This window comes from Microbacterium sp. Leaf351, from assembly GCF_001423825.1.
GTDB lineage: Bacteria > Actinomycetota > Actinomycetes > Actinomycetales > Microbacteriaceae > Microbacterium > Microbacterium ginsengisoli.
Genome location: NZ_LMPK01000006.1, coordinates 8,784 through 9,327, shown reverse-complemented (window position 1 = coordinate 9,327; position 544 = coordinate 8,784). Strand labels below are relative to the sequence as shown.

The 544-nt window shown below is 66.4% G+C and carries 1 protein-coding gene; it reads left to right on the top strand.

Annotated features, from left to right (window positions below):
- Positions 1-337, top strand: a 337-nt coding sequence (locus tag ASG00_RS16515) for a hypothetical protein (RefSeq protein ID WP_235559081.1), incomplete at its 5' end; no start/stop codon positions are given.
- Between the last annotated feature and the right edge of the window lie 207 nt (positions 338-544).

Sequence of the window (544 nt, the reverse complement as noted above, 5' to 3'; positions counted from 1 at the left end):
CGGACGCGTCCACAAGGCCGGAAGGGTGAAGCAAGACGGCGTCCACGCGAGCGTGTGGCGGATCGGTCCGGCCCTTCCCTACCAGGCGCGGGTGGAGGACATCCACGACCGACTCACCGCCGCAGGCCTGACCCGCACGGATCAGCAGATCTCCACCGCGATCACCAACGCGTGGGACTCGTACCGGGACCGGCACGACACGGAACCCGACCTCGACATCGAAGACGCCCGCCGCCCGAACACGTGGCCCGACCTCCTCTGGGAGATCTTCGACAGCCTCGAGGTCGACTTCGAGGAGAACCGCCTCTACGACCGGATGGGCGGTGACCCGCTGTGACCGATATCGCCCCGTTCATCGGGATCAGCGTGTTCGTCACCGTCCTCGTGGTGAGCGCCTGGGTCCTCGACCTTCGCCAGGACGAGAGGGACCACCGATGACCTCACTGATCCTCCTGCTGGCCGGGATGCTCCTTCTTCCATTCGCGATCGGCGACCGCCCCCTCAACGGCCTCGACCTGATCACTCTCCTCCTCTTCATCGCTGC